A 20358-nucleotide genomic window follows, 5' to 3' on the forward strand; every position below is an offset into this window, starting at 1 on the left:
GCGCGGTCGATAATCGGCGCTGCACGGTCCCGCGACACGTGCTACCGTCAATCGCCGTCCAGGTAGGAGAGGGGAACGATCCGATGGGAGAACCGACAGGTCCGCTGCAGCCCGGCGATCCGGCGCCCGCCTTCGCTCTTCCAGCGGCCAACGCCGAGGGGATGGTCTCCCTCGACAGCCTTCGCGGTCGCCCGTTCCTGATAGGTTTCTTTCGCGGGCTGCACTGCCCGTTCTGTCGGCGTCAGGTGAAGCAGCTTGCCCGCGTCCAGCCTGTGCTTCACGCCACGGGAGTGGAGACGCTCGCCGTGATCAACACGCCGGTCGAGCGCGCCCGCCTCTATGATCGTTACCAGCCGACGTCGGTAACCATTCTTTCCGATCCGGACTGCCGCACGCACCGGGCCTTCGGAGTGCCCCGGGCCGAGTTCCTGGCCGATGGCAGCGACGAAGCGGCGGAATGGCCCCATCGAGTGAAGGTCGAGCAGTTCCAAGCGGCGCGCATCAATCCGACCGGCGAACTGCCGCAGCCGTTGCAGCCGATGGAAGCGAACCGCGTACTCAACGCCAAGGATGGGTTCGAGCCGGACGAGACCGACAATGCGATCTTTGCAAAGCACGGCACGCAGCTTGTCGGACATTTCCTGGTCGACGCCGCCGGTATCATCCGCTGGGCGCAGCTCGAGGCACGCGAGGGGCCGGAAGGTCTCTGCACCTTCCCGACCGCGGCCGAGATCATCGCTGCCGCCGACAATCTCGGACACTGACCTTTACGGCGCGTGCTTAGAGCAATTCCAGGAAAAGTGTGTAACGGTTTTCCGTCCGGAATTGCGGCGTTTCAAAGAGTTAGATCATTTCAATGAAACAAATGAAATGATCTAAGTCGGATCCTTTTCGTAGGTTCTTATCCCCGGCGGCAGCTGTACCCAGGAATGACGGCGGCAGTCATAGACCGAATCTTCGGGTGGCGGAAAACTGGGGTCGGCGAAGGCGCCGACGGCGACCGCCACCGAGGATTCTTCGTAGCCTTCCTCGGTGTGGAAGAGGTTCGTCCCGCAGACGGGGCAGAAGCGGAACCTGAACCGCGCACCCTGATCGCCAGTGCGCATGTATTCGGTTGCGGTGCCGGTGACCTCGTAGGGGGCGGCAAAGGCGGCGAGGGCCGCAAAGACGCTGCCCGTTCGGCGCTGGCAGGCGAAGCAGTGGCAAACCCCAACGCCCAGTGGTTCGCCCCGGACTTCGATTCGCAACTGGCCGCAGGAGCATGACGCTGTCCGGGAACGCATGGTGTACCTCGTGCATGTTCCTTACATCGTAGCCGATCTAACGATAAAAACATGCAGCAATTCAAGGTGCTGCAGCGTTCTTTGTGCCTCTGATAAAGACGCGCGGCGCTGTAGTGGGCCGTGGTTAGGCCGTGATCTCAATCATCGTCATCATAGTAGTGTTCGAGATAGCGTCGCCCGCCTTGGTCGTCGCGATATACCCGGTGCAGAAGGTAGCGCCGACAACGGCCATCTTCGCAGTAGGTTTCAACGACCCGCTCGTTGACGATGCCGTTGTTGGACGAAGTGTTCGAACTTGAATTCGACGATTGGCTCCCGGCCACCGCTGTGCCGGCAGTTATCGCCAGAGCAGCAAGCAGGATAAGCTCTATGCGCATGTCGCTCTCCTTCCATCGCCGCAATATTCAGCCACCGCGCCTGAATTGGTGATGAACAGCGCCCGTTCACGGGATCGCGAAAATGCTGATCTCGTTGGTGATGCCGCGAAGCGTGACATTGTGCGACATGGGATTTAGTCCGCGATCGCTGAGGAGGCTGGAGGCACGCGGGTCCTCCACCACCGAACCCGTGGCGAAGATTTCGCGCGAGGTGGCGAGGTGCTGGACGCGCGAGGCGATGTTAACGGTCTGGCCGAAATAGTCCTGGCGCTCGTTGAGGTTGACGGCGATGCATGGCCCCTCGTGGATGCCGATCTTCAGGAGCAGGTCCTCGCTGCCGCGTTCTTCGTTGAGTTCGCGCATCGCATCGCGCATCCGCATCGCGGCGGCGACCGCCCGGTCCGGCGTCGGGAAGGTCGCCATCACCGCGTCGCCGATCGTCTTGACGACGGCGCCGGCCTCGGTCGCGACGATCTCGTTCAGGACGCTGAAATGGGTCTTGACCAGATCGAAGGCCGCAAGGTCGCCGACGCGCTCGTAAAGCTCGGTCGAGCCCCGCAGATCCGTGAAGAGGAAGGTGAGGCTGGTGATCTTCAGCCGCTGGTCGACGTCGATCGTGTCGGTGCGGTAGAGGTCGCGGAACGTCTGGTTGGAAAGCAGGCGCTTGGCCGTCAGGAACGGCCGGCGGCGGCCGAGCATGCCATGGAGCGCGTCGTTCGCGATGCAGACCGAGGGCAGCGTGCGGACTTCCGCGTGGTTTTCCACCTGGATCCTCAGCGGTCCCGGCTGGAGGCGCAAGGTCTCGTTGTGGCGATGGCCGCGGTCGAAGACGAGAGCGAGGTTCCTTCGCTCCTTGGTCGGCTCTCCAGCCACCTCGAGGAACTGCGCCGCATGCGTCACCGGCTCGAAGATGATGACGAACTCCGCTGGAAGCTGCAGCGCGATGACTGCCTTCTCGCCTGGCGGCAATTCCAGCGCCTCGATCATGAACTCGTCGACCTTCTCCTCAAAGCCTTCGTCAGGCAGGTCGACGCCCGAGCCCCAGTAGATCTGGCGGAAATACTCGGCCGGCGGCAATGCGTGCGGGTTGTGCGCCTCGATGTGGCGCACCCGCGGGCTCACAGTGAAGGTCACCTCGACCATTTCGTCGAGCGTCGGCTCGTAGCCGGCGGCACAGAGCGCGCAGGTATATTCCTCCCGCTGCAGGGACTTGAGCGAGGTATTGGCGTCGAGCACCCCGCCGCAGCCTGGGCAGAGCACATTCCATGACAATTCGAAGATGCCGTGATGGGAGGCATGCAGGAAGCCGGCGATCGTCTGCTCCTCGTCGAGCCCTTCGGCCTTTGCGAAGGCAAGCGCGTTGATGCGGCAGAGCTTGCGGTCCGGAGCATCCCGTACGAACCGCTCGAAGGCATCGACAATTTCCGGCTTCACCGATTGGCGCAGCGCATCGAATAGAGTCTGGGCTTCATTCATCGCGCTATTCTATACGGAATCCGCCGCGTGGTCAGGGGATTTGATCGGCGCCTAGCAGACTTCGGCGAAAAGCGACCCACAACGCTTGTCTTCCACGCCGCCTTGCGTGCGGAGCGCGACGGTGCTGCGTGGTTCGAAAAGTATATATTTGGTTATACTAATTGTAATTTTGAAGTAAAGTAATTATTGCGTTGTCTTTTGATGGTATTTCTCAATTATTGATAGCGTTTCAATTAAAAATACAGTAATGAGCTGTCGCGGTTATATTTTTGGGCTGGGAGAGCGCAACATGGCCACTATTGTGGGCACTGTCGGAAACGACGCGTTACTAGGAACTGACGAGAAAGATCGCATCTGGGGCCTCATCGGGGCCGACGAGATCGATGCAGGGGAGGGTGACGATCTGGTCGACGGTGGCGCGGGAGACGATCGCCTGACGAGCCGGGACGGCTACGACCGCCTCGATGGTGGCGAGGGTGACGACCAGATCGCCCTGATCGGCACCGGCGGCGCGATCACCGGCGGTGTCGGCTTCGATACGCTCGCGATCGACCTTTCCAACGTCAATACCGCCGTCAGGTTTAGCGGCGAACACGGTCATGGCATCATCGGCTACGACACATCGACCTGGGAACACATCTTCTTCAACCGAATCGAGCGGCTCGTGCTGACGACCGGCAGCGGCGACGACCGGATCTTCGGCGCGGCGACCGACGACGTCATCTCGACCGGTGCCGGAGACGACATCATCGGCCCTTACGGCACCGACGGCGACGACGGCACCAGCATGCTGGGCGACGACACGCTCGACACTGGCGACGGCGGGGACATCATTGTCGACAGGAGCGGCGCGAACCGCATCTTCGCCGGCAACCACAGCGACATAATTACCACCACACTGACTTCCTCCGTGATCGACGGCGGGGAAGGCTGGGACAAGCTCTCCTTGTTCGATGAGGGGAGGACCGAGGATCTGACTGTCGATTTCGCGCAGGGCTTTGCCTCGACCGGCACCCTTATCAGCGGCATCGAGGTTGCCAGCGTCCATCTCGGCAGCGGCAACGACACGGTGATCGGCGGAAATCTCTTCTCCCTCTACGCCCATCTCGGCGAGGGCGACAACTACGTCGAAGGCAGCAGCGGCAGGGACAACCTCGCGTCCGGAAGCGGTGACGACGCTCTCTATGGCGGCATGGGCGATGACGTCCTGGTCAGCGTCGGCGGCAACGATGTGCTGATGGGCGGCGCCGGCAACGACGAGATCCACGACTCGGGGACGAGTTTTGACGACGGCGACACGATCATCGACGGCGGCGCGGGCGACGACCTGATCCTGGTGCATTCGCCCGCCGGCATCATCAATGGCGGAGACGGAAGCGATACGCTCCACATCACCGCGCCACTCCCAGGCGTGACCAATTTCGATGCCGCGACGGGCATGCTCGGCACGACGCTGTCTTTCAGCGGCATCGAGACGTTCAAGGTGGCGGGCGGCGCGGGCGATGATACGATCCGCACCCTCGCAGGCAACGACAACCTCACGGGCAACGGCGGTAACGATCGCCTCGACGGCGGGGCGGGCAACGACGTGCTTTGGGGCGGTGTCGGTAACGACGTGATGACGGGCGGTGCCGGCGCGGATGGCTTCCTGTGGTCGTCTGATACGTCATCCGGCACCGGCGTCGACCATATCACCGACTTCGACGCAGACGGCGGCGACGTGCTGCGGTTCATCGGCCACGCATCTGCGGCCACGGGGATCGACAGCTTCGCCGACCTCGTTGCGGCGGCGACAGAGACGGGCGACGGACTCTACATCGCCTTCAATGGATCCAGCACGTTTGGACTCCTCCTCGACAACGTTTCGCTGTCAGACCTCTCGGCGGACGACGTTGTATTCGCCTAGATGGCGATGATCGTGGGTCGACCTGACCCACGATCATGATCATTCGAGGAGTTAGAGCCCTTCAGGGTTAAATGGAAGCAGTTCTGCCGGAGCAGGTTTTCGTCAGGCTCAGAGGCGATTGGCGAAGGGGCGTACCCGGATGTACGTCCGAGCCGATCGCCTCTGAGCCTGGCGGAAAGATGCCCGGCCCTTCGGGTCGGCTGAAACGGGCCGCCTGATCGACCGGCCGGCTTGGACGTATGCTTTGGCTACGCCGCGCGCCGGCCGGTCGACCATCCGACTCCGTTTGAGCCAACAGAACTGTTTCCATTTAACCCTGAAGGGCTCTAGAGGAGAGGGCGCGGAAAATCGCAGTCGGAGAGTACCGCGCGTCCAATCAGCCGGGAAGTTGCTCGGCGCGTGCGGCAATTCTCTCATAGGCCTCCTCTGTCGGCACGCGTATCCAGCGGCCTGCTGCGAGGCGCAGCAGCGCCTTCAGATGCACGCGCCCGCCATAGCCGACGAACGGCGCAAAGGGCGTCATCTGAGGCTGCGGCCCGGGATAGAGCCGCGCGAATTCCGCGAAGTTCGTGAAACCCTCGTGGGTGCCGGCCTCGAGAAGGAGAGTTTCGACGGGGGCGCCCTCCGCCAGTATCACCTCATGCGTGTCGAGGGCGATATGGAAATACTCGATCTCGCGCTCGTCCGCAGGAGGGGCGGGCGCTATCGACGTCCCATTGATGAGATCTTGCACTCTGATGAGGACGCCATCGATGAACAGGGCGTGGCCGGCCGAGAGGTAGAGATCCCGATGCGGCGTATGCTCATCGAGGGCATGCTGGCAGATGCGGATCGGCACGACACTGTCACTCCAGCTGGACCCGCTCAGCCGGTAGAGATGGCGGCCGATCCATTTGATCGCGCGGGCTTCGCCCCGCACGGTCTCGACAAGATCGCCGATCCGAAGTTCCTCGATCCGGGCCCCGCCGCTCGGCGTCATGATCGAAGTGCCGCGGAGAAGACATTTCGGGCCTTGACCGGGGCTGTTCCCCGGCCCTTTGCCGGGTTTCGGTCCGTTTCCCGGTTTTGCCGCTTGGGCATGGGCTGTTGAAGACGGGAAGAACGTCGTCGCGGCAAACGTGCCCATTGCCGCAATTCTGGCGCCTGTCGCGGCGGCTACGCCGAGGAAGTGACGTCTTGCCCGATTGAGCTGCGGGCGCTGCTCTCTGGCTGACGACATGGTTCTCTCCCGACTTTCCAACACACGGTTCCCGAGAACGACCGCAGCTTATCCTGACGCAGAATATCCAATGAGAAAATTCGGATATTCGTTCTGGTGCATACGGCAACGGTCGTACTCACTGCCACGAAGGTGGAGGTGGCTCATACTTTTGGCGAGCGGGATTGCTGGAACTACAGCGCTGCGCGTCTTATCAGACGTGCAAAGGTTGCGTAGGACCGATCGACATTAACACGCGATAAGTGTTTTCCCCCTAGCATGCGTCTCGCGGACACTCTTTCTCAAAGGCGATCAATGTCATTTTTCGGCGTTTCCGGAATGTACTATTCCGGCGAATCCCTCGGCGAACACCGCATCGTGCTTGCCGAGGACTCAAACCTCTTTGCCTCGATGGTTTCGAAGCGGCTGAAGGAGTTGTTCGACATTGACGTGATTGTCTGCCGCGACTACGAGGACCTGCAGTTCGCCGTCGAGAACGCTTCCTTTCCGGCTTCGCTCGCGATCTCCAACATCAATCTGCCCGGCGCCGAAAACGGCGAGGCACTGAACTATCTGATCGACATGAGCGTGCCGACGATCGTCTTCACCGGCTCATTTCAGGAGAAGACGCGCGAGGCGATCCTTGCCAAGGACATCGTCGATTACGTCATCAAGGACAGCGTCTTCGCCGTCGACATGCTTGCGGAGTCTGTCTGCCGCTTCCTGACCAACCAGAAACATCACGTGCTGATCGTCGACGACAGCCCGACGGCGCGGGCGCTTTTGACGACGCAGCTCAAACGTTACAATTTCCGCACAAGCTCGGCCGAGAGCGGCGCCGCAGCGCTCGAAATCCTGAAGAACAACCCTGACATCGCGCTCGTCATCACCGACTACAACATGCCGGATATCGACGGTTTCGAGCTGACGCGCCGCATCCGGGCGGCTCATGGCCCGCATCAGTTGCGCATCATCGGCGTCTCGTCCTCGACGAACCGCCTGCTTTCCGCGCGTTTCCTCAAGGCCGGCGGCAACGATTTTGTCGTGCGTCCCTTCGTCAACGAAGAATTCTACTGCCGCGTCAACCAGAACCTCGACACGCTGACAAAGATCCGCACCTTGAGCGGGAAGATGAAAATCCCGGCTTGACGCCGTACTCCTTTCAGGTCTCGCGGCAGGCTTGCGTGCTGTGGATTTCGGCACTGCCGGTTGCTGTGTTAACGGAATCGCAACCGGCAGGCCTTTCAATCCGTACAAATAAAGAAATGGGGAAGCCCGGTGGCGGATCCTGTCGAATGGCAACTCGGCAGATGAGCGTGTACCGGGCAATTGTTTTTGGCCAGCGTCATTCTCGGGAAGCACGCCTGCGGCCAGTGCATGAATCACTGAATGATTGCTTGAGTCGGAGACGATTCAAGCGCCGAAACCAGGAATCGTGCATGAATTCATTTGGTTGCAGTTATCCGGCATCTTGGGGGCGAGATACGGGTTCTGTAGGGGTGGGGTTGCTGGGACCGTGAGACTACGTCGCACGTCGGGGCAGGCGAACAGCGTGCAGAAGCATCGCGACAAGCGGCTGCTGCTCGTCGAGGATTCGCGCATGTTCGCGACGGCGTTGAAGTTTGGGCTGGAAAGCATGCTCGGCACACGGGTAACGCATTGCGGAACCTTCGAAGCGGTGAAGGCGGAGCTAGCCGCCGGCCCTGACGAATTCTCCCTGGCAGTGGTCGACCTCAACCTGCCCGACGCGCCGAACTGCGAGGCGCTCGATTTCGTTCTCGCTAGCAACATACCGGCGATCGTTTTTACCGCCGCCTTCAACGACGGGACGCGCGAGCAAATCCTCGGCAAGGACGTGTTGGGCTGCATCGTCAAGCACGAACCGCAATCGATCGAGCGCCTGATCGCCGCCGTCGACCGGGCGCTGACCGAGGGCCGGACGACGGTGCTGCTCGTCGATCCTAACAAGGCGTCGCGCTACGATCTCGCCAGTCTTTTGCGCCAGCAGCGCTTCTCGATCGTCGAGGCGTCGGCGGCTGGCGAAGCCTTGCGACTGCTCGACGCGGGCGAGGCGGTCGATCTGATCGTCACGGATACCGAGCTCGAAGACATGACGGGCGTGGCGCTGATCGCCGAGATCCGCAGCCGCCAGGGCGAGGAGGCCGCGCCGGTCATCGGCCTCTCGGATCACGGCGACGCCCGTCTGGCAGCGCGTTTCCTGGAGGCGGGCGGGGCGGACTTCATCCGCAAGCCATTCCTCGAGGCGGAATTCAGCGCACGGGTGGGGCAGGCGGCCGCCATGCAGAAGCGCTTGCTGGCGCTGCGCCGCCTCGCGGCAAGCGACTATCTGACGAACATCTACAATCGTCGCCACTTCTTCCTCACCGGCCCACGGCTCGTTGAGCAATGCCTGAGGCGCGGTGAGAGCACCGCTATTGCCGTCCTCGACATCGACCATTTCAAGCGCCTCAACGACACCTATGGTCACGAGATCGGCGACATCGTGCTGAAACACGTGGCACGGCGTCTGAAGTCAATTGTCGGAGAGGAGCATCTGCTGGCGCGCCTCGGCGGCGAGGAATTCGGCATTCTCTTCAACGGGCTGGACTCGCGCCGCGCCTATGACTTCTGCGAGCGGCTGCGGCTCGAACTGGAAAGGTCGAAAATCGTCGCGGACGACGAGGAACTGACGATCACAATCTCGATCGGCCTTGCGACCATCGAGGCCCAGGAAGCCTTCGACAATTACCTGCACGCGGCCGATCAGTTCCTCTACATGGCAAAACATGCCGGGCGAAACCGGGTAATGTCGGAATTGACGCTGCTCGACGCGCTGGCGTCGTAGCGCCTCCCCGAAAAGGTGCCTACCGGCTTCCGACTGGAACGCATCGTTTCAATGCAGGTTGAAACAAGCCGAAGATCGTCATGATTCGGTTTGACATGCCCGAAGAGTCTTCCACGGCGCGTCTGCGCCGTGATCAACTCTGGCTTCATAAACAAGATGGCACTTGCAAACATTTCAACGTATTACGGCGATCTCGTCATGCCGGAAGAGATCGCCGAAAGGAAGGCCGCAGGCGGCCCTGCGAGATCGGGCTGCTGTGCAGGAAATTTACCGCGCCATCTGCAGCGTCAGCTTGCGCTCGGCGCGTTCCTGCTGGGGCGAGCGATTGTAGAGTTCGCGATAGCACTTGGAGAAGTGCGAGGCCGAGACGAAGCCGCAGGCGACGGCCACTTCCACCACCGGCATCGACGACTGGATCAGCAAGTGACGGGCGCGGTCGAGCCTGATCTCGAGATAGTAGCGCGCCGGCGAACGGCCCATTTCCTGGCGGAAAAGGCGCTCGATCTGGCGGCGCGAAAGGTCGGCGTTCTCGGCGATCTCGAGCAGCGACAGCGGCTCGGCGAGATTGCTCTCCATCAGTTCGATGATCGACAGAACCTTCGAGTTCTGCACACCGAGGCGGGCGCGGAGCGGCAGGCGCTGGCGGTCATGCGGCCCGCGCACCCGGTCGGTCAGCGCCTGTTCGCAGACCCGGTTGACGAGGTTCTCGCCGAAATCCTGGTCGATGAGGTTCAGCATCATGTCGAGCGAGGCCGTGCCGCCGGCGCAGGTATAGATGTTGCTGTCGATTTCATAGAGGTCGGCATAGACATCGGCCTGCGGGAAGCTTTCGGAGAAACCGGGCAGGTTTTCCCAGTGGATGGCGCAGCGCTTGCCGGTCAAGAGCCCGGCGGACGCCAGCACATGGGCGCCGGTGCAGAGGCTGCCGACGGCGACGCCGCGGTTATAGACCTCGCGCAGCCAGGCATTGACCGACTTGTTCTGGAAGTCCTCCACATAGATGCCGGAACAGACGAGCACCATCGAGGGGCGGTTCTCTCCGGCGAGGAACTTGCGCTCGTCGGCAAGCGATGTGTTGACTTCGAGCGCGATGCCGGCGGACGAGAAGACCTTCTGACCATCGGTCGAGGCGAGGCGCCATGTATAGGCGTCGTAACCGAGCATCCGGTTGGCGATGCGGAGCGTTTCGATCGCCGCCGAGAAGGGCAGCATGGAAAAGTTCGGCACCAGAAAGAAAACGAGCGAACGCTTTTTGGTCAACGGTTTGTTCATGAGTCCTCCCAGGCTCTACGCTGCACATATTCGTCGCGTGGAATGGGTCTCTCGGCTTGTCAATTTGCGACACTGACATGGAAAGCCGCGACTGGGAAGATATTTCTCATTGCGACATGGCGGCAATCCGGCCATTTTGGGCGGCGTTCCGGCAAGTTTGTGGAAAAGCGACAGAATGTCCGGCGCGTTTGGCGCAATCTGGCAAAAAGACGCGTAGGATGAGTGGCGCTGCGCCTGCCTCTCCTGGTTGCGGTATTGTTGATTGCGACCTCCTCGGAGGAGGTGTTGGCGGTGTCGGTATCTGACAAGGCTCATGTGGTCTCCAAAGTTGGATCACATTCTTCGGGCTTCCGGAGATAAGCCAAGCCGCCCTTGCTCGGCTGCACTTCCGCTTCCGGAACGCTTGCTTGTCACGCCGATATAGGGTACTCCCCTATACTATGCACACGATCCGAAACCAAGCCAAACTGCTCGCCCGCGTCCGTCGCCTCAAGGGGCAGATGGAGGCGATCGAACGTGCGCTCGAGGCCGAGCGGCCCTGTGGCGAAGTTCTCAATCTGGTGGCCTCCGTGCGCGGCGCCGTCCAAGGCCTCACAGTCGAGCTGATCGAGGATCATATTCGCGAGCACGTTGCCGCCCCGGGGACGGGCGACGATCTTGAGCAGGAACAGCGTGCCCGCGAGCAGGGCGCCGACGAGCTGATCGAAGTCGTCAGGAGATACCTGAAATGAGCAAGACCCACGCTTCCGCTTCGAACGGGCACGATCATGTCTTTCTCGGCGACAATCACCAGCGCAACGAGCGTCGCACCTGGTTCGTCATTGCGCTGACGGCGGCGATGATGGTGGCGGAAATCGCGGCGGGCACGTATTACGGCTCGATGGCCCTCGTCGCCGATGGTTGGCATATGTCGACGCATGCCGCCGCCATGCTGATTGCGGCGTTCGCCTATCTTTACGCCCGACGTAACGCCCGCAACCGGCGTTTCACCTTCGGCACCGGCAAACTCGGCGATCTCGCCGGCTTTGCGAGCGCGATCGTGCTGGCGCTAATCGCGCTGTTGATCGGCTGGGAAAGCCTTCTCCGCCTGCTGAACCCGGTTGCGATCAGCTTCCCGCAGGCGATTTCCGTCGCCGTGCTCGGCCTCGCCGTCAATCTCGTCAGCGCCTGGCTGCTGCGCGATGACCACTCCCATCATCACCACGGTCACGATCATCATCATCAGCACCACCATGACGATCATGATCATGCGCACGGAGCGGCTGGCCACGGCCGTGACAACAATCTGCGCGCCGCCTATCTGCATGTGCTTGCGGATGCGTTGACCTCGGTTCTGGCGATCGTCGCGCTGACGGCGGGAAGCCTCTATGGCTGGATCTGGCTCGATCCGTTGATGGGTGTGGTCGGCGCCCTGGTGATTGCCCGCTGGTCGGCCGGCCTGATCCGAGACGCTGGCAGCGTCCTTCTGGATTACCTTCCGGCCGGCGAGGACTTGCCTGAGGAAATCCGCGCCGCGATCGAGAAGGACGGCGACCGCATCACTGATCTCCACGTCTGGCAGCTCGGCCCCGGTCATCACGGCGCCATCGTCTCGCTGGTGACGAAAAACCCGCAAAGCCCGTCGCTCTATCGCGACAAGCTCGCGCATCTGCACGAACTTTCCCATGTGACGGTCGAAGTCGAGCGCCTGGCGGCATGACTTCGGCGCTCCTTCGGGCTACTTCATGTCTCCTTAAATCGTAACCGGTTTAAGGACAAAAACATGCGCAATTCAAAGTGCTACAGCGTCCTCTGTGCGTCTGAAAGACGTACGGCGCTGTAGACGGTGGCAGGCCGCGGCTGCCGCCTATCCGACGCGACCGCGGGTTGCGTCGAGGTGTGGCGGGAAGTCGCAGCAAGTTGCTTCTGGAACGCAAGCATCCATTAGGTTATCGAACGTACCAAGGCGCTCTAAGGAAGACGCGTGTGAACGGTACGATGCATTTTTTCAACAGTCTGGGTCTGATGGCGTTGCTGGCCATCTTCTACGGCTCGTTGCTGCGCCGGCGCATGTCAGCGACGCTCCGCAAGGCGGTCATGGGCGTGCTGTTCGGAGGTGCGGCGGCGATCGCGGTTCTCCAGCCGATCTATCTCGGCTCCGGCGTGCTGGTCGATGCGCGCAACCTCATCGTCGGCTGCGCTTGTGCTTTCTTCGGTCCGCTCGGCGCTTCGGCAACCCTTGTCATTACGGCGATCGCTCGCGTCCATGCCGGCGGGCCTGGCATCGATGGTGATTGCCTATCTGATGGGAGCTGCGTGGGAGCGGTCGGTGCGACCGCGCTTGAATAGCACCTTCCTAAGCTTCCTTGCGCTCGGCGCGATGATTTCCGTGAGCCTGCTCGGCACAGTGCTGCTGCCTGCCGATCTGCGAATGAAACTGCTCACGGAGGTCGGCCTCTTCAGCACTGGCTTCAATCTCCTGGGCGCGGTTGTTCTCGGCAGTTTCATCGAAAGGGAACGGCGGCACGCAGCGCGCGAGTCGAGACTGAGCAACGAAGCAAAGACCGATCCGCTGACCGGTCTTCTGAACCGGCGCAGCTTCCAGGAGCGCTACGAACGCCAGACGCAGGGACGCAACCGCACCGGTTCGGCCCTGCTGGTGGTCGATCTCGACCATTTCAAGAGCGTCAACGACGCCAACGGCCACGACGTCGGGGACATCGTGCTGCAATCCGTGGGACGCCTTTTGACCGAGACGGTGCGGCAAAGCGATGTCGTTGCCAGAATAGGCGGCGAGGAGTTCGTCGTTTTCCTGCCCAACACGGAACTCGGCAACGCACGGCTTTTGGCGGAGCGTATACGACAGAATGTCCAGCGAGCAGGTGTCGAGGTCGAAGGCAGGCAAATCAGGATCACAACCAGCGTCGGCGGGCACTGGCATCACGGCATCGTCGACCTTGCTGTGGCGCTGAAACGGGCTGACATCGCCCTTTACCGGGCGAAGGAAGGCGGCCGCAACCGCGTGGAGTTCAGCCCGGCGGCCTGAGCGCCTGCTGCATGTTTCCTTGAACGTAGTCGATTTAAGGACGAGGCCTTCGTGATGGATGTGAGGAAAGAAGCCGATTTTGCGGCGGCCATCCGGAGAAACTGATCAGGGTGGCCGCAGATCGTCGCCCGTCTGCATGACCGAAAGTCGTCCGCGGCACCCGCAAACAAAAAGGGCATTCCGTTTAGGGAATGCCCTTCAGAGGTCAAGTCTTGCCCTACATCGGGCGGGGGGATATTTGGCGTCGGCGCTCATTGTTCGCTCTTATGGGCCTCATGCACCTCGTCGTCCGCGGACGGGAAGCCGATATCCTTCAGCGTGTCGTAGGACAGGCTTTCCAGGACGACTTCATTGCGGTGCCGCTTCCAGGCGGCCCAGGCGCGGGCGCGCAAGTTGAAGAGGCCGGGCAGGGCGGACAGCCCGTGGCTCGATGACGATGAAAACTGGTTCGTAGACATTTCTGGTTCCTTCTGAGCTTCTCAAAAGGTCGCGACCATGATGGTAGATATGGCGCAACCTCATTGATCATTCAAACGAATATGTTTGATGTTTTCCATCAAACATGGTGATCGGTTGCCGCCTCACACAACAACTTTATCCGAAGGCGTCGCCGGATGTTGTTCCATGAGTAACAGGTCGTTCCTGACCCTCGCCGGAAGTCTCGCCAATTCGCGGCGGGTTTCCACCCGATTCCTGGCGATGTTGTTGGCGCGCCGCCTCGTGGCGATCCGGTCGATGAAGGACCGGGCGTGCGACAGGATGGCGAGCACCATGTCGTCATCGCCTGAGGCAAGCGCCACGGTTTCCGGCTGAAGCCGGACGACCGTATCCGGTTTGACGGCGGCGGCCATCTGCCCGTCGGTTTTCATGTATGAGGCGTTGCCGTGCGGCGTAATCACCAGTGTCAACGCGGACATGAGCTTCCTCCTTTTCGAGATCGCGCTGCCAATCCAGAAGCATGAACGGGACCCGTTCCTCTCAAGTTTCGACGGATGCGGGCGGAAAACATCGCTCCGACCCCTCTCTCGTCCTGCCCTGGATCTTCCTTGCAGCTTGACTATCGCTCACGCTTGATGTTCAATCAAACGAAATGAACTCATGTTATCTTTCAGATTTTCTGAATGAGGATATCGCCATGAACATGATGTTGCGCCACGCGCTTCCGCTGCTTGAGATGGATGTCCTGAAGACCTTTGTCGCCATCGCGGAAACGGGCAACTTCACCACCGCGGCGGAGACTGTCTACCGCACGCCGTCGGCCGTCTCGATGCAGATCAAGAAGCTGGAGGAACTGCTCGGCTGCACGCTGTTTCTGCGTGACGCGCGCTCGGTGTCGCTGACGCCGAAGGGCGAGTTGCTGCTCGGCTTTGCCCGCCGGCTTCTGTCGCTCAACAATGAAACGGTGTCGCGCTTCCTTCTGCCCGACATGAACGGCGTTGTCCGGGTGGGCGCGCCGGAGGATGTCGGCGAACGGATCCTGCCGGACGTCTTGAAGCGCTTTGCCGAGTCCTATCCAAATGTCACCGTCGACGTATCGATCGGCATGAGCAACGCCATGCGCAAGCGCGTCGACGAGCACCGGCTGGACATCGCCATCTTCAACAGCCTGACCGACGATGTGCCGAAGGGCACGGAAATCCTGATGCAGGAAAAGCTCGTCTGGGCCGGCGCGAAATGCGGCAATGCGCATCTGCGCGATCCTCTGCCGGTTTCGATGTGGGAGGACGGCTGCGTCTGGCGCGCCGATGCGGTCGAGAAACTGTCGCGGGCCGGCCGCAAGTTCCGCGTCGCGTTCCTCAGCGCCTATACGACCGGGCAGCGGGCGGCGGTGCTGGCGGGCCTCGCCATTGCGCCGCTGCCGCGCTACCTCGTCCGCGGCGAGATGGTCCAACTCGGCGAACACGACGGCCTGCCTGATCTCGGCCATTACGACATCGGGCTCAAGGTCATCGAGGATGCACCGGCACCGGTGCTGGCGGTCGCCGATCATGTGCGTGCCGCCTTTGCCGAACTGCAGCTGCAGTAGATCCGTTCAATTTAGCGTCACGTTCGGGGGCGCCGCGTGTTCGATCGAATACGCGGCGCTTCGTTTTCCGGGGCTTTTGCTGCACGTCTTCAGATTGACAGAAATAAGTCTCGGCTTATAATAAGTCATGACTTATGAAGATAGATTGTTCGCGGCCCTTTCCGACCCGACCCGGCGCGCGATTTTCGAGCGTGTCGCGGAGCAGCGGCAGTCGGTCGCCGAACTGGCGCGGGTGATGCCGGTGTCGCAGCCGGCGATTTCGCAGCATTTGAAGGTTCTGAAGGAAGCGCGGCTCGTGCGGGACGAGCCTTCGGGCGCGCGTCGGATCTATTCGATCGATCCGGAAGGGCTGGGCCCCCTCCGAGCGTGGCTTGACCGCTTCTGGAGCAAGCAGCTCGCAGCCTTCAAGGCCGCGGTCGAGACGGCGGACGATCCCTGAAATATTATCAAACGGGAGAAAGCAACATGAACAAGATCGAGCCGACGCCGGTCCGCAAGTCCGTCACCGTGCGCGCGTCGCCGGAAAGGGCGTTCGACGTCTTCGTCAGCGGCATGGGAACCTGGTGGATCAAGGACCATAGCGTGTCGCAATCCGGTCAGAAGACGGTGGTCGTCGAGGCCGTTGCCGGGGGGCGCTGGTACGAAATCGGCAAAGCCGGCGAGGAGTGCGACTGGGGACGCGTCATCGATTGCGATCGACCGAACCGCATCTTATTCGCCTGGCAGCTCAACGCCGATTTCACCTTCGACCCGGAGTTTTACACTGAGGTGGAAGTCCTCTTCGAGGCGAAGGGCGATGAGACGACAGTAACCCTCGAACACCGCCACCTTGGGAATTACGGCGCGAAGGCCGAAGAGATGCACGGCATGTTCGATTCCGAGAGAGGCTGGGGGGCATCGCTCGCCTCCTATGCCGCCAAGGTAGCGTAAGGTCTCGGCTGCGCCCTGGTCACCGCATGGACATCAAGTTAGCCACGAGGCCGGCCTTGACCTCGATCGCAGGCTTCGCCCCGAGCGCGCCTGTCGGATAGCCGATGTCCTGCAGCTCGTCGGGGCTGAGGCTCTCAAGCGCCTTGAGTGTCTGCGCGTGCCGGCGCCGCTTTGCAAACTCAGCTGCAGCAAAGGCGAGACGCTCTTTTAGAGCGTGAACGATATCGCCGGTGTGGGTTGCGTATCCGGAGTGATAGTCTGCGGTAGCCATCTCGGCCTCCATCTTCGAATTGATGGACGCAAGTTGCCATGGCCGCGTTTTACCGCTGTTCAGGCGGGAGTGAAATGCAGGTGAGGCCGAAGGGGACAAGCGCTAAATCTGCGTTAAATCGAACGCAATCGATGCTAACGTGGCCCGTATTTTGTGAAACGGAGCCAGCGCATGCGCATTCGGTTGCTCGGGGAGCTCACCGTCGTTTCGCCGTCGGATCAACCGGTTCGGTTCACGACGCGCAAGACCGCGCTCGTCTTTGCCGCCCTGGTGTTGGCAGGACGCCGGGGCGTGCGACGAGCCTTGCTGGCCGATAGCTTCTGGCCGGGGCGTGGCGAGGCGCAGGCGCGCAACAGCCTGCGCCAGGCGCTCGTCGACATCAGGCACGCTTTCCCGGCCGGCAATCGCGCAGCGATCGAGATCGAGTCCGACCTTGAGACGGTCGCCCTTGCCGCCGGCTCAAGCGAGGCCGACCTCTGGGTCTTCGATCACCTGATCGAACAGGGCGGGATCGGTAACCTTGCGGCTGCGGCGGAGCTTTATCGCGGCGATCTCCTCTCTGAGACCTCGATTCCCGACGAGCTCGAACAATCGTTCCAGCCGCACCGCAGCAACTACCGGCAGAAGGCGCTGCAGCTCGTCGAGCGGTTGAGCCGCGATCTGAAGGCTGGCGGCGACACGGCGGGCGACCAGGCCTGCGAGCGCCTGGCGGAGCGGCTGCTGGCCTCCGAACCCGCCGCCGAGGAAGCGCACCGCGCCATGATCCGTATCTACCAGCATCGCGGGCAGGCGAATGCCGCCATGCGGCAATACCTCCTCTGCCGCGAAGCGTTACAGCGCGAACTCGGTGTCGAGCCGGAAGCGGCGACACGGGCACTGATCGAGACGCCTCTGGAGGCGCCGCCGCCGCAGCCATCCGTCACGGCCGTGCAAAAGGACGCCCATGCCACGGTGCCACGCGAAAGGGAGCAGCCCTCCGTCGTCGTCATGCCGTTCGACAATCTGAGCAGCGAAGAGGACGACTATTTCGTCGATGGTGTCGTCGAGGAGATCACCGCGGCGCTGTCGCGCGTTCGCGATTTCTTCGTGATCGCCCGCCAGTCGGCCTTCACCTACAAGGGCCGCTTCATCGATGTGCGCGAAGTCGGGGCCGAGCTCGGCGTTTCCTATGTGGTGGAGGGCACGGTTCGGCGCGGTGGTGACCGTCTGCGCATTTCCGTGCAACTGGTCGATGCGGAGTCGCGCAAGCAACTGTGGTCGGATCGCTACGAGGGGGCGAGCGCGGACCTGTTCGAGTTCCAGGACCGGATCGCGGCCCAGGTCGCCGGCGCCATCCATCCGGCCGTTCGCCACGCGGAGATTGAATCCGCGACGCGCAAGCCGCCCGCAAATCTCAGAGCCTACGACCTGGTGATGCGTGCCTTCCCGAAACTCTGGGGGCAGAATGCCGTGGCCATCGCGGAGGCGATGAAGACGCTTCAGGAAGCGCTGCAGCTCGACCCGAAATATGGCCGCGCGCATGCGCTGCTTGCCTGGTGCCACGCGCTGAACATCACCTATCTCTGGTCGCCAGACCAGGCCGCCGAGTTGCGGGCGACGCTTGATGCCGTCGATCGGGCATCCGGTCTGGTCGAGGACGACCCGACGGCGCTGACCGCCTGCGGGGCGGCGGTCAGCCTTTCTGGCGATCAGCAAAGGGCGGCCGCGCTGATCGAGAGCGCGCTGGCGCTCGATCCGAACAATGCCTGGGCCTGGACCCGGTTCGGCTGGGTCGGGATCTATCAGGACCAGGCGGCCGAGGCGCAGGAACGGTTCGAGCGGGCGATGCGGCTGAGCCCGCTCGATCCCTTCGTCTTCAACATGCGCATGGGGCTAGGGGCTGCCTACGCGCTCGCCGGCCGGTTTTCGGAGTCGGTGGCGATCGCGCGGGACGTGGTCACGCGCAATCCCAACGTCACCTGGGCCTATCGTCAACTGGCTGCCTGGGCCGCCATGAACGACGACATGAAGATCGCCCATTGGGCGGCCGAGCGGTTTCTCGCCATTCAGCCCGACTACACGATCGCCAAATATCTCGCGCTTCCGTCGCTGCGTGACGTCAGCCGTTTCCGCGAGACGATGGCGGCAGGCATGAAGAAGGCGGGCATGCCGGAGGGTTAGGACGCTGGGCACGCCTATCAGTCGCATGTCGCACGGCTCGCGCTCGCAGCGGTCCCGGCGCTTGTCGAAATAGCCTATGGCGGCGCCCAGTTCTATTTCGCCGGCAGACGCTGCTTGACGATCGCGGCATGGAAACGGGCCCCGTGAATCAGCCCGGCATCATTGAAATCGTAGGTCGGATTGTGCAGCGGTGCGGAATCGCGGCCGTTTCCGAGGAAGACGAAGCAGCCGGGGACGTGCTCGAGGAAGCGCGCGAAATCCTCCGAGCCGGTCATCGGTTCACGGGCCGTGGCGATACGATCCGGTTCGAACACGGTCCTTGCGGCGGCGAAGGCTTCCCCGACCAGGGCGGCGTCGTTGAGGAGGGGCACGAATTCGCGCGTATAAGTCACTTCGGCGGAGACGTTGTAGGTCAGCGCCGTGCCCTCCGCGATCACGCGCATCTGCTTCTCGATCTCGGCACTCACTTCCGGCCGGAAGCTGCGTGCATCGCCAAGGATGCGGGCAAGGCCGGGCAGGGCGTTGCGGGTGCCGTCGGTAATAAGCTCCGTGACCGAGACGACGCCGATATCGGCTGGACTCAAGCGGCGCGAGACGATCGTCTGCAGGTTGGTGACGAGGGCGCAAGCGGCCACCAGCACTTCGTTGCCGGCGTGCGGACGCGCAGCATGGCCGCCGACGCCCTTGAGGATGATTTCGAAAGTGTCTTCCGCCGACATCATGGCGCCGGCACGGGTCTCGAAATGGCCGACGGGAAGCCCCGGCATGTTGTGCAGCCCGTAGATTTCCTCGAACGGAAATCGCTCCATCAGGCCATCGTCGAGCATGGCGAGGGCGCCCTTGCCCCATTCCTCCGCCGGCTGAAAGATGAAGCGTACGGTGCCGTCGAAGCCGCCGTCTTTGGCGAGTAGCTTTGCGGCACCGAGCAACATCGTCGTGTGACCGTCGTGGCCGCAGGCATGCATCACGCCCGGGTTTTGCGAGCGATACTCGGCCACTCCCTGTTCCGGAATGCGCAGCGCGTCCATGTCGGCGCGAAGCGCAATGGCTCGGTTGCCGCTGCCGCGACGGAGTGTGCCGACGACGCCGGTGCCGCCAACGCCTTCGGCGACATCAAGCCCGAACTCCCTGAGCTTCGCCGCGACGAAGGCGGAGGTCCGCTTCTCCTCGAAACCGAACTCCGGATGGGCGTGGAGATCACGCCGCCATCCCGTCATTTCCCTTTCGAGCATCGTGAGATCGGTCATTGGAACTTTCCTTCAGCGGCTAGGCGTTGGATGACATCGAGCAGGACATTGGCGCCGGCGACAAGATCGGCGTCGGGCGTATATTCGCGCGGGTTGTGGCTGATGCCGCCAACGCTGGGCACGAAAATCATTGCCGCCGGCGCGATCCGCGCGATCATCTGCGCGTCACGGCCGGCGCCGGAGGTCATGCGTTTCGAAGCGAGGTCGCGCCCGCGGGCTGCCTCCTCGGCGATCTCCAGGTTCGCCTCGCGGAGCCACTGGACAAGCTGATCCCGACCGGCCGTGTCGGCGTCCGAGGCAGCGAGCCGGGTCAGCCTGCTATCGCCGTCGCGGCCGATTTCG

Annotated in this window: 21 protein-coding genes and 1 pseudogene; 12 read left to right on the plus strand and 10 right to left on the minus strand. The window is 62.2% G+C overall.

Features of this window, described 5'->3' with window-relative positions:
* Window positions 1-83 precede the first annotated feature (83 nt).
* Window positions 84-764, plus strand: a complete 681-nt coding sequence (locus PZN02_RS15435) for a redoxin domain-containing protein (protein WP_280658826.1) — start codon at window positions 84-86, stop codon at window positions 762-764.
* 111 nt (window positions 765-875) lie between these two features.
* Here PZN02_RS15435 and PZN02_RS15440 read toward each other — a convergent pair whose 3' ends face one another.
* The 3 genes from PZN02_RS15440 to PZN02_RS15450 form a co-directional block, all read right to left on the minus strand.
* Window positions 876-1283 (minus strand): GFA family protein, encoded by a 408-nt coding sequence (locus PZN02_RS15440; protein ID WP_280658827.1) that lies wholly within the window; start codon window positions 1281-1283, stop codon window positions 876-878.
* 137 nt (window positions 1284-1420) lie between these two features.
* Complete coding sequence (locus PZN02_RS15445; protein ID WP_280658828.1) at window positions 1421-1660, minus strand: hypothetical protein; 240 nt, start codon at window positions 1658-1660, stop codon at window positions 1421-1423.
* A gap of 66 nt (window positions 1661-1726) precedes the next feature.
* Window positions 1727-3136 (minus strand): adenylate/guanylate cyclase domain-containing protein, encoded by a 1410-nt coding sequence (locus tag PZN02_RS15450; protein ID WP_280658829.1) that lies wholly within the window; start codon window positions 3134-3136, stop codon window positions 1727-1729.
* Between the two features lie 289 nt (window positions 3137-3425).
* Here PZN02_RS15450 and PZN02_RS15455 point away from each other — a divergent pair, with 289 nt between their 5' ends.
* Entirely contained in the window at window positions 3426-5042 is a 1617-nt protein-coding gene (locus tag PZN02_RS15455) for an SMc04171 family calcium-binding repeat protein (RefSeq protein ID WP_280658830.1), read from the plus strand.
* Between the two features lie 376 nt (window positions 5043-5418).
* Here the strand turns inward: PZN02_RS15455 and PZN02_RS15460 are convergent, their stop codons facing one another.
* Complete coding sequence (locus tag PZN02_RS15460; RefSeq protein ID WP_280658831.1) at window positions 5419-6261, minus strand: Hint domain-containing protein; 843 nt, start codon at window positions 6259-6261, stop codon at window positions 5419-5421.
* Window positions 6262-6555: 294 nt separating this feature from the next.
* On the opposite strand from PZN02_RS15460, the gene PZN02_RS15465 reads away from it, so the two are divergent.
* Window positions 6556-7389: a response regulator gene (locus tag PZN02_RS15465; RefSeq protein ID WP_280658832.1), complete on the plus strand. Its 834-nt coding sequence runs from the start codon at window positions 6556-6558 to the stop codon at window positions 7387-7389.
* Window positions 7390-7792: 403 nt separating this feature from the next.
* Window positions 7793-9085: a diguanylate cyclase gene (locus tag PZN02_RS15470; RefSeq protein WP_280658833.1), complete on the plus strand. Its 1293-nt coding sequence runs from the start codon at window positions 7793-7795 to the stop codon at window positions 9083-9085.
* 267 nt (window positions 9086-9352) lie between these two features.
* On the opposite strand, the gene PZN02_RS15475 is transcribed toward PZN02_RS15470, so the two are convergent.
* Window positions 9353-10357, minus strand: coding sequence for a GlxA family transcriptional regulator (locus PZN02_RS15475; protein WP_280658834.1), 1005 nt, complete (start codon window positions 10355-10357; stop codon window positions 9353-9355).
* 440 nt (window positions 10358-10797) lie between these two features.
* Between PZN02_RS15475 and PZN02_RS15480 the strand changes: the two genes are divergently transcribed.
* The 4 genes from PZN02_RS15480 (at window position 10798) to PZN02_RS15495 (ending at window position 13382) form a co-directional block, all read left to right on the plus strand.
* On the plus strand, window positions 10798-11088 hold the full coding sequence (locus PZN02_RS15480; RefSeq protein ID WP_280658835.1) for a metal/formaldehyde-sensitive transcriptional repressor: 291 nt from the start codon (window positions 10798-10800) through the stop codon (window positions 11086-11088).
* Window positions 11085-12056, plus strand: a complete 972-nt coding sequence (gene dmeF / locus PZN02_RS15485) for a CDF family Co(II)/Ni(II) efflux transporter DmeF (RefSeq protein ID WP_280658836.1) — start codon at window positions 11085-11087, stop codon at window positions 12054-12056. The genes PZN02_RS15480 and dmeF overlap by 4 nt, the downstream gene beginning before the upstream one ends.
* 266 nt (window positions 12057-12322) lie before the next feature.
* Entirely contained in the window at window positions 12323-12685 is a 363-nt protein-coding gene (locus PZN02_RS15490; protein WP_280658837.1) for a LytS/YhcK type 5TM receptor domain-containing protein, read from the plus strand.
* Window positions 12678-13382, plus strand: coding sequence for a GGDEF domain-containing protein (locus PZN02_RS15495; RefSeq protein WP_280658838.1), 705 nt, complete (start codon window positions 12678-12680; stop codon window positions 13380-13382). Before PZN02_RS15490 ends, PZN02_RS15495 begins: the two co-directional genes overlap by 8 nt.
* 251 nt (window positions 13383-13633) lie before the next feature.
* On the opposite strand, the gene PZN02_RS15500 is transcribed toward PZN02_RS15495, so the two are convergent.
* Together PZN02_RS15500 and PZN02_RS15505 are read right to left on the minus strand one after the other, a co-directional pair.
* The gene (locus PZN02_RS15500) at window positions 13634-13840 is read right to left on the minus strand and encodes a hypothetical protein (protein WP_280658839.1); all 207 of its coding nucleotides are present in this window, start codon (window positions 13838-13840) and stop codon (window positions 13634-13636) included.
* Between the two features lie 123 nt (window positions 13841-13963).
* A complete protein-coding gene (locus tag PZN02_RS15505) occupies window positions 13964-14299 on the minus strand; it encodes a hypothetical protein (RefSeq protein ID WP_280658840.1) in 336 nt (111 codons plus the stop codon).
* Between the two features lie 218 nt (window positions 14300-14517).
* Between PZN02_RS15505 and PZN02_RS15510 the strand changes: the two genes are divergently transcribed.
* The 3 genes from PZN02_RS15510 to PZN02_RS15520 all read left to right on the plus strand — a co-directional run bounded on the left by PZN02_RS15510 (window position 14518) and on the right by PZN02_RS15520 (window position 16338).
* Window positions 14518-15408 carry a LysR substrate-binding domain-containing protein gene (locus PZN02_RS15510; protein WP_280658841.1) on the plus strand — a complete coding sequence of 297 codons (891 nt, stop codon included), beginning with the start codon at window positions 14518-14520 and terminating at the stop codon, window positions 15406-15408.
* Between the two features lie 127 nt (window positions 15409-15535).
* Complete coding sequence (locus PZN02_RS15515) at window positions 15536-15847, plus strand: ArsR/SmtB family transcription factor (protein ID WP_280658842.1); 312 nt, start codon at window positions 15536-15538, stop codon at window positions 15845-15847.
* 26 nt (window positions 15848-15873) lie between these two features.
* Window positions 15874-16338 carry an SRPBCC family protein gene (locus PZN02_RS15520; RefSeq protein ID WP_280658843.1) on the plus strand — a complete coding sequence of 155 codons (465 nt, stop codon included), beginning with the start codon at window positions 15874-15876 and terminating at the stop codon, window positions 16336-16338.
* 19 nt (window positions 16339-16357) lie between these two features.
* Here the strand turns inward: PZN02_RS15520 and PZN02_RS15525 are convergent, their stop codons facing one another.
* Complete coding sequence (locus PZN02_RS15525; RefSeq protein WP_280658844.1) at window positions 16358-16609, minus strand: YjiS-like domain-containing protein; 252 nt, start codon at window positions 16607-16609, stop codon at window positions 16358-16360.
* Window positions 16610-16780: 171 nt separating this feature from the next.
* On the opposite strand from PZN02_RS15525, the gene PZN02_RS15530 reads away from it, so the two are divergent.
* Complete coding sequence (locus PZN02_RS15530; protein WP_280658845.1) at window positions 16781-18769, plus strand: BTAD domain-containing putative transcriptional regulator; 1989 nt, start codon at window positions 16781-16783, stop codon at window positions 18767-18769.
* A 92-nt stretch (window positions 18770-18861) separates the two neighbouring features.
* Here PZN02_RS15530 and PZN02_RS15535 read toward each other — a convergent pair whose 3' ends face one another.
* Window positions 18862-20016, minus strand: a complete 1155-nt coding sequence (locus PZN02_RS15535) for a M20 aminoacylase family protein (RefSeq protein WP_280658846.1) — start codon at window positions 20014-20016, stop codon at window positions 18862-18864.
* Window positions 20013-20255, minus strand: a pseudogene (locus PZN02_RS15540) (M20/M25/M40 family metallo-hydrolase); the annotation flags it as partial. The pseudogene PZN02_RS15540 and the gene PZN02_RS15535, both read right to left, overlap by 4 nt.
* Window positions 20256-20358 lie beyond the last annotated feature (103 nt).

Origin of the sequence: Sinorhizobium garamanticum (genome assembly GCF_029892065.1) — a bacterium.
Taxonomy (GTDB): Bacteria; Pseudomonadota; Alphaproteobacteria; order Rhizobiales; family Rhizobiaceae; genus Sinorhizobium; species Sinorhizobium garamanticum.

Bases quoted from the DNA above. Each gene is read 5' to 3' on its own strand.
- PZN02_RS15435 (WP_280658826.1), top strand. From the start codon at position 84: ATGGGAGAACCGACAGGTCCGCTGCAGCCCGGCGATCCGGCGCCCGCC.
- PZN02_RS15440 (WP_280658827.1), bottom strand. From the start codon at position 1,283: ATGCGTTCCCGGACAGCGTCATGCTCCTGCGGCCAGTTGCGAATCGAA.
- PZN02_RS15445 (WP_280658828.1), bottom strand. From the start codon at position 1,660: ATGCGCATAGAGCTTATCCTGCTTGCTGCTCTGGCGATAACTGCCGGC.
- PZN02_RS15450 (WP_280658829.1), bottom strand. From the start codon at position 3,136: ATGAATGAAGCCCAGACTCTATTCGATGCGCTGCGCCAATCGGTGAAG.
- PZN02_RS15455 (WP_280658830.1), top strand. From the start codon at position 3,426: ATGGCCACTATTGTGGGCACTGTCGGAAACGACGCGTTACTAGGAACT.
- PZN02_RS15460 (WP_280658831.1), bottom strand. From the start codon at position 6,261: ATGTCGTCAGCCAGAGAGCAGCGCCCGCAGCTCAATCGGGCAAGACGT.
- PZN02_RS15465 (WP_280658832.1), top strand. From the start codon at position 6,556: ATGTCATTTTTCGGCGTTTCCGGAATGTACTATTCCGGCGAATCCCTC.
- PZN02_RS15475 (WP_280658834.1), bottom strand. From the start codon at position 10,357: ATGAACAAACCGTTGACCAAAAAGCGTTCGCTCGTTTTCTTTCTGGTG.
- PZN02_RS15480 (WP_280658835.1), top strand. From the start codon at position 10,798: ATGCACACGATCCGAAACCAAGCCAAACTGCTCGCCCGCGTCCGTCGC.
- dmeF (WP_280658836.1), top strand. From the start codon at position 11,085: ATGAGCAAGACCCACGCTTCCGCTTCGAACGGGCACGATCATGTCTTT.
- PZN02_RS15500 (WP_280658839.1), bottom strand. From the start codon at position 13,840: ATGTCTACGAACCAGTTTTCATCGTCATCGAGCCACGGGCTGTCCGCC.
- PZN02_RS15505 (WP_280658840.1), bottom strand. From the start codon at position 14,299: ATGTCCGCGTTGACACTGGTGATTACGCCGCACGGCAACGCCTCATAC.
- PZN02_RS15510 (WP_280658841.1), top strand. From the start codon at position 14,518: ATGAACATGATGTTGCGCCACGCGCTTCCGCTGCTTGAGATGGATGTC.
- PZN02_RS15515 (WP_280658842.1), top strand. From the start codon at position 15,536: ATGACTTATGAAGATAGATTGTTCGCGGCCCTTTCCGACCCGACCCGG.
- PZN02_RS15520 (WP_280658843.1), top strand. From the start codon at position 15,874: ATGAACAAGATCGAGCCGACGCCGGTCCGCAAGTCCGTCACCGTGCGC.
- PZN02_RS15525 (WP_280658844.1), bottom strand. From the start codon at position 16,609: ATGGCTACCGCAGACTATCACTCCGGATACGCAACCCACACCGGCGAT.
- PZN02_RS15530 (WP_280658845.1), top strand. From the start codon at position 16,781: ATGCGCATTCGGTTGCTCGGGGAGCTCACCGTCGTTTCGCCGTCGGAT.
- PZN02_RS15535 (WP_280658846.1), bottom strand. From the start codon at position 20,016: ATGACCGATCTCACGATGCTCGAAAGGGAAATGACGGGATGGCGGCGT.